Source organism: Mesorhizobium sp. M7A.F.Ca.MR.362.00.0.0 (genome assembly GCF_004023175.1).
Classification (GTDB): Bacteria; Pseudomonadota; Alphaproteobacteria; order Rhizobiales; family Rhizobiaceae; genus Mesorhizobium.
The window spans coordinates 1,121-6,620 of sequence record NZ_RZTF01000357.1 but is presented as its reverse complement, the minus strand read 5'-3'; the positions used below and the strand labels follow the sequence as shown (position 1 = coordinate 6,620).

At 58.4% G+C, this 5,500-nt stretch carries 3 protein-coding genes and 1 pseudogene; all 4 read left to right on the top strand.

The window, feature by feature from the left end; translation table 11 throughout:
* Nucleotides 1–265 precede the first annotated feature (265 nt).
* Nucleotides 266–1,070 (top strand): annotated as a pseudogene (locus EOC06_RS29760) (ParB/RepB/Spo0J family partition protein); the annotation flags it as partial.
* Between the two features lie 991 nt (nucleotides 1,071–2,061).
* On the top strand, nucleotides 2,062–2,787 hold the full coding sequence (locus tag EOC06_RS29750; protein WP_245466345.1) for an AraC family transcriptional regulator: 726 nt from the start codon (nucleotides 2,062–2,064) through the stop codon (nucleotides 2,785–2,787).
* Nucleotides 2,788–2,847: 60 nt separating this feature from the next.
* Nucleotides 2,848–4,098: an MFS transporter gene (locus EOC06_RS29745; protein ID WP_128309471.1), complete on the top strand. Its 1,251-nt coding sequence runs from the start codon at nucleotides 2,848–2,850 to the stop codon at nucleotides 4,096–4,098.
* Nucleotides 4,064–5,500, top strand: coding sequence for a hypothetical protein (locus EOC06_RS29740; protein WP_127327857.1), 1,437 nt, complete (start codon nucleotides 4,064–4,066; stop codon nucleotides 5,498–5,500). Before EOC06_RS29745 ends, EOC06_RS29740 begins: the two co-directional genes overlap by 35 nt.

Sequence of the window (5,500 nt, the reverse complement as noted above, 5' to 3'; positions counted from 1 at the left end):
TCGCGCCATTGTCCGTGCCGCCAGCGCCGCCTCGAAGGCCGCCGAATTCATCCTCGGCTTCCAGCCTGGCGTGGATCAGCAAGCCACCGCGGCAGCGGCGAACGACAAACGGGAAGCGGCGTGGTGAGCCACGCAGAACCGGAGTCGGGACAGCGCTTCGCCGGCTTCCCGGTTCGGTGGCCAGGAGAGTGAGAGGGGTGCCGGTATTTCATGACGGGTTTGGGTCGAGAGAGAGGCTCTCGGCCACCGTCGCGGAGAAAACACCATGGCTACTGCCGTTCAAAAGATCACCTTGTCGTCCTCGCGCGACATCCCTTTCAACAAGTTGGTGCTCGCCCAGAGCAACGTCCGGCGCATCAAGGCCGGCGTCTCGATCGAGGATCTGGCGGCTTCGATCGCCCGCCGGGGCCTGATCCAGAGCCTCCATGTTCGCCCCCTGCTCGATGCCGGCGGCGACGAGACAGGCATATTCGAGGTGCCGGCCGGCGGTCGCCGCTACCGCGCTCTCGAAATGCTCGTGAGCCAGAAGCGGCTTGCCAGGACCGCACCCGTTCCTTGTGTCATGGGCAACAACGCTGTCCTGGCGGAGGAAGTTTCGCTGGCCGAGAACATCGATCGCGTCCCACTTCATCCATTGGATGCCTATCGCGCGTTCAAGGACATGCGCGACAAGGGCATGTCGGAGGAGGAGATTGCCGCCGCTTTCTTCATCTCCGTCACCATCGTCAAGCAGCGCCTGAAGCTGACCGCCGTGTCGCCGGCGCTGCTCGATGTCTATGCCGACGCCGGAATGACGATCGCTCAGCTCGAAGCGTTCTCGGTCAGTGACGATCACGCAAGACAGGAGCAAGTGTGGGAGGATCAAGAACAGCTGGTCGAAAGAGCCATACCAGATTCGCCGCATGTTGACGGAGAACACTGTCCGCGCTTCCGACAAGCGTTCCGTGTTCGTTGGGCTCGATGCCTATGAGGCAGCTGGCGGCCAGGTGCTGCGTGACCTCTTCCAGTCGGATGACGGCGGATGGCTCCAAGACGCGCTGCTGCTCGACCGTCTTGTCGCCGAAAAGCTTCTGAAAGGTCGTGTCTTCCAAAATGATATCGAATCCGTGAGCGAAATTTGCCAGTCGCGGATCCGAGCTCAGGACGTCCTTGGTCAACTTGTGGAAGGGGCCAATGAAGAAGTCGGCGTGCGGTGGTTCGCCATAGGCCATGAAGCTTGTGTAATTCTCTGCGTTCGGGCTGCACGACAGTGTGCGTATCCGCCCCTCGGACAGTTCGGACAACGTTCTCGCCATCGTGCCTTCCGCTGTTCCGAGGCTGTATAGCGAAAGGGGAGCGCGACGATCCCGGGAATATTTTAGCACTGCATGGGCCATCCGGCACTCCTCTTCCAATCTATAGGGAATGCTGCCGTGATAGTGCTGGTCAAAAAAGCCTTGGCGGGTCGCGTGCAGCGCAACCAGATCGCGTAGGAGTTCATCGCTCGGCAGTAGGCGGGCGTCCGCCACAGGCTTCCGGATTGGCATCCCGCTCTTGCCAGCGGCGGTCGCCGCGAAAAAGCCGGCGAGTCCGTTGAGGCGTGGGCCATGGTCGCACTCAGCCAGAAAGTCGTCGAGTCCACGCATCGCAGTATGCCTCCGACACCGTTCGATTGGTGAGATGCCGATACGTCGATGGGGGAAAACCCACTAAGTAAGCGGTTTCTAATATTCCACCGAGCTCAAGTATTGGCTGAGCCAACTGGTAGGCCTGCGTGTTGAAGGGGTCTTTCACTTGATTGTCATTTTTTCGCGGAAGTCACATCTTCTACCAATCCAGAGTTATTTTCGTGTTGTTCAGCAACCCATGGTTCTCCACATCACGCAACTGGCTCCTCGCCAGTAAGGAGGCTGTGGATACGTGAATACTCTAGCCCTCGACCCGACCGAGAATCGTCGTTCACGGCACCAATCGCTTGCCCACAAGTATGAGAGTTGGGGGAGCGTGCGGGCGGACGTAATCAAAAGAACTGGGCTTGAGCGTCAGGAGACAAGAATCCTCCAGCCAAACCATGTGTTCTTGATGAACCTGAAGGGCACAGCGTGCCGTGGAGAAGACATTGTGGATGGGCGCCGGATTGCCTTTTTGCCGCGCCGGGCCGGTTCGATCATTTTCATGCCCGCCGGCAGTGATTGGAATGGGTGGGATGAGGGTGACGCGACCGCTTCCTACCTCCTGGTCTCAATTGAAAAAGGGTTCGCCGAAGAGGTGTTTGCGGGCATGGCTCGCCATCGCCCGGCGGTGCTGCCGCCTTCGATCGGATTTCGGGACAGCACTGTAGAGTTGGCGTTGCAGAGGATTGCCTTGGAGCTAAAGCAGCCTGACCCAATCAGCGCAACGATGGTGGAGAGCCAGGCCACGCAATTGCTCGTGCAGATGTTCAGGTTGAACGGCGTCCATCAGGAGCCGGCAAAAGGCGGTTTGTCGTCGTTCGACCTCAAGCGCGCCGTGGGCATGATCGAGGCCATGTCGGACGGCAGACCTACGCTCGCCGATTTGGCAAAAGAGGTTGGGATTAGCCGGTTCCATTTCTGGAGGGCCTTCAAGCAGTCGACAGGCATGACGCCGCACGCATTCATAGCGCAGCGCCGATTGGAGCAATCGGCGGATATGCTGCGATCGACCAATTTGTCGGCCACGGAAATCGCGTTGGAATGCGGTTTCGGCAGTTCGAGCCATTTCGCCACTGCCTTTAAGCGGAGCTTCGGCGCGAGCCCCACGGAATTTCGTCGTAAGAGCAGAATCTAGGTCGACGCTTGTGGGTTATTAGCAAGTATCGGAAAACCCTAACGTCACAGTAAAGCAGGCTTGGCGGAAGAAAGTATCAACGGCGATCAGCCGGATACGCCGCTCATGTCAAACCTGGTTCGTACTCATCATCGCAAAGGACGGGTCTACCGGCCCAATCCCTGCTTCGGATTCCTGGCCAGCACGCTATCGGCGGCCGTTGCCCGAAGCGGCTACTATATCGCATCTGCCTGGATTCTCGTCGAGCGAGGATACGGAACTGCCGGTTTGGCGACGTTCCTTGCGATCGTTAGCATTGTCGAATTTATCGCGAGCCCTCTGGCCGGCGTAGCGGCGGATCGATTTGAAAGACGACGCCTGAACGTTGCGGCAGACCTCAGCCGCTTCGTCGTGATGCTGGCCACCGCTTGCGCGCTTCTCTACATGGACGTTTTCCTGGTCATCTGTCTGTCAGCGGTCCTGTGTTCGTTTTGCGACCGTGTCGCGCTGACGAGCTCTCAATCAATGATCCCCGTCATAGCTGACGGCCGCGATCTTGTAGCATCGAATTCCGCCGTCTTCTTCGTCATGCAGTTCGGCAGTCTTGGGGCAGCTCTGCTCGCAGGGCCGTTGCTGCATGAGCAGTCGCCAGCCCTGCCATTCACCGTTCTTGCTGCCTTCTTTCTGTTTTCAGCAGGTTGCCTGGCCTTGATGCAGCTGGAACCGGTTTCGCGCGATGTCCGCATCGCCAAAATCTCGGCAGCACGATTTGATCTGAGCCTGCGTCGTCTCATCGTCGTCTACGCGCTTCTCTATACAAGCGCGGTGCTTGTCAGCGTAATGGGATCTAGCTTCGTCTTCCAGGAGCAGAAGGGTACTGCCGTGGATTTCGGCTACCTTGAGGCTGCATGGTCGGCGGGCTCACTGATCGGCGCGATCTCGCTGTTCGGCATTGAAAGAGCAATGAGTAGCCAAGCGCGGCATCTCATTCTTTTGGGCTCTACGGCGCTGGTACTCATGGCGCTGGCATATCTGCACATGCCCTGGACAGTGATCCTTTTTGCCGCGCTCGGATTTCTATACAATCTTGGACGCGTTAGCGTTGAAGTCACATTGCAGTCGCGTGTACCCGTTTATCTGTTGGGCCGGGCAAAAGGCATTATGCATTGTGTGGCCGTGGTGCTCGGTTTACTCGTCTTCGGCATCGCCGCCGCGGTAGGAGATCGAGTACTTCCTTCGACGATTTTCTTCAGCTTTGGAGTGATGCTGCTCATCAGTATTTGGTGTTTGAGCGTCGATGTCGTTCAGACGCAAGAAAAGGGTGAAACGTGAGGTGGAAGAGCTAACAGCAGGCGCAGACGCGAAACAGGCAGTGCTCGAGTCGCTAGCCGCGCTCTACCCATGGATGCGATCCTATCATCCCCGTCCGATCCGCGACTATGCGTTCCGCTTGTTCGAGGCGCCAGCTTCGAAAACCGTGCCGGAAATTCGCCGTCACGCCCTTACCAAGTTGCTCGACGCGATCAAAAACGCAGGAGAGCGAAACGGATTGCCCATCAATGCCGTTTCACAAATCTGCAGAGAATTCGAAAAGCGCCGTGTGATGCAGACAGGCCCTCACTTGTTTCTCCTCACGGAGCCGGAAGCCTATTACACACACATCTTCAGCCTCCTTGGACTCTCGGCGCATGGCTGTTCGACCTACGTTTCCTATGCGGTTTCGACGGTGAGCCTTGTTGAGAAGGCACGCAAGGGACCAGGCTGGCTCACTGTCGACGGGAAACCGATCAACGTCTTCGGCCTCAGCCGAAGCCGGATGATTGGATATAGCCTGCTAGCCGGACCAGGACCCTATAGGTTCGACTTGTTGCCGACCGAACCAGACACTGAGGGAGAGGCGCTCACGCTGCTTCGTAGCCTGCTGCCAACAACGCACTTCGAGCGGCCCGCGCATGCCATCAAGGCAGCCAATCTCATCCTTTGGCCAAGAATGTTCGGAGGCCGCTTTGCCTTTCTGCAGATCGACGACGAGGATATTGCCGACCTGGTGGCGGACCATCTGGCGGACGAAAATTCCTGGCTACGCATGAGACTTCTGGAAGACCCGAAGTTCGCTGCCAATATCCTTGCCGGCCTCGACGGGCTCGCGTCCGGCCCGTGGAGTGGCTGGCTCGCGCGCGGTACTGATTTCTTCTGGTTCTATGAAAATGGCAAGCGCCGTCCGCTGCGTCTGATCGCCGGCGAACTCATCGATCCTGCGACCGGTACGAAGGTGGCGTGCTTCACAGCCCCCGACATTCTCAAGCGGCTGGCAAACCGCAGCCTTGTCCCGAATCTCCTGCTGATGTTTCTGGTTTTGTCGATCCTGCCCGGCGTGCGCGCGCTTGGAGGCAGCTATCAGCCGATCTACTACCCCCTGATGCGCTATGTCGTCTGTCGGGCGCTCGAGGTCGCAGGCGTGGATGAAGATCTTCGTCAAGCCCTCGCAACGGACGACGTGCCGGGAGCTTGGGGACATCGGGTCATTGAGTGCGATGATGATCCGCTCGAGCTATTCCTAGATGGCAGGAACGCCGCGATGAGTGATCTTATCGACCGTTTGAGCGATATTTCCTTCGCCGAGGCATGTGGAAGCATGAGAGGCTTCGTGTCCGACCCGTCGTGGCAAGAACTTCACAGCCGACTTCGGCAGGGGTTGGTCACACCGGCCGATGAGGAATGGGCCTTTTCCTGA

Coding starts and splice junctions, on each gene's coding strand:
- EOC06_RS29750 (WP_245466345.1), top strand. CDS start 2,062: ATGAACCTGAAGGGCACAGCGTGCCGTGGAGAAGACATTGTGGATGGG.
- EOC06_RS29740 (WP_127327857.1), top strand. CDS start 4,064: ATGTCGTTCAGACGCAAGAAAAGGGTGAAACGTGAGGTGGAAGAGCTA.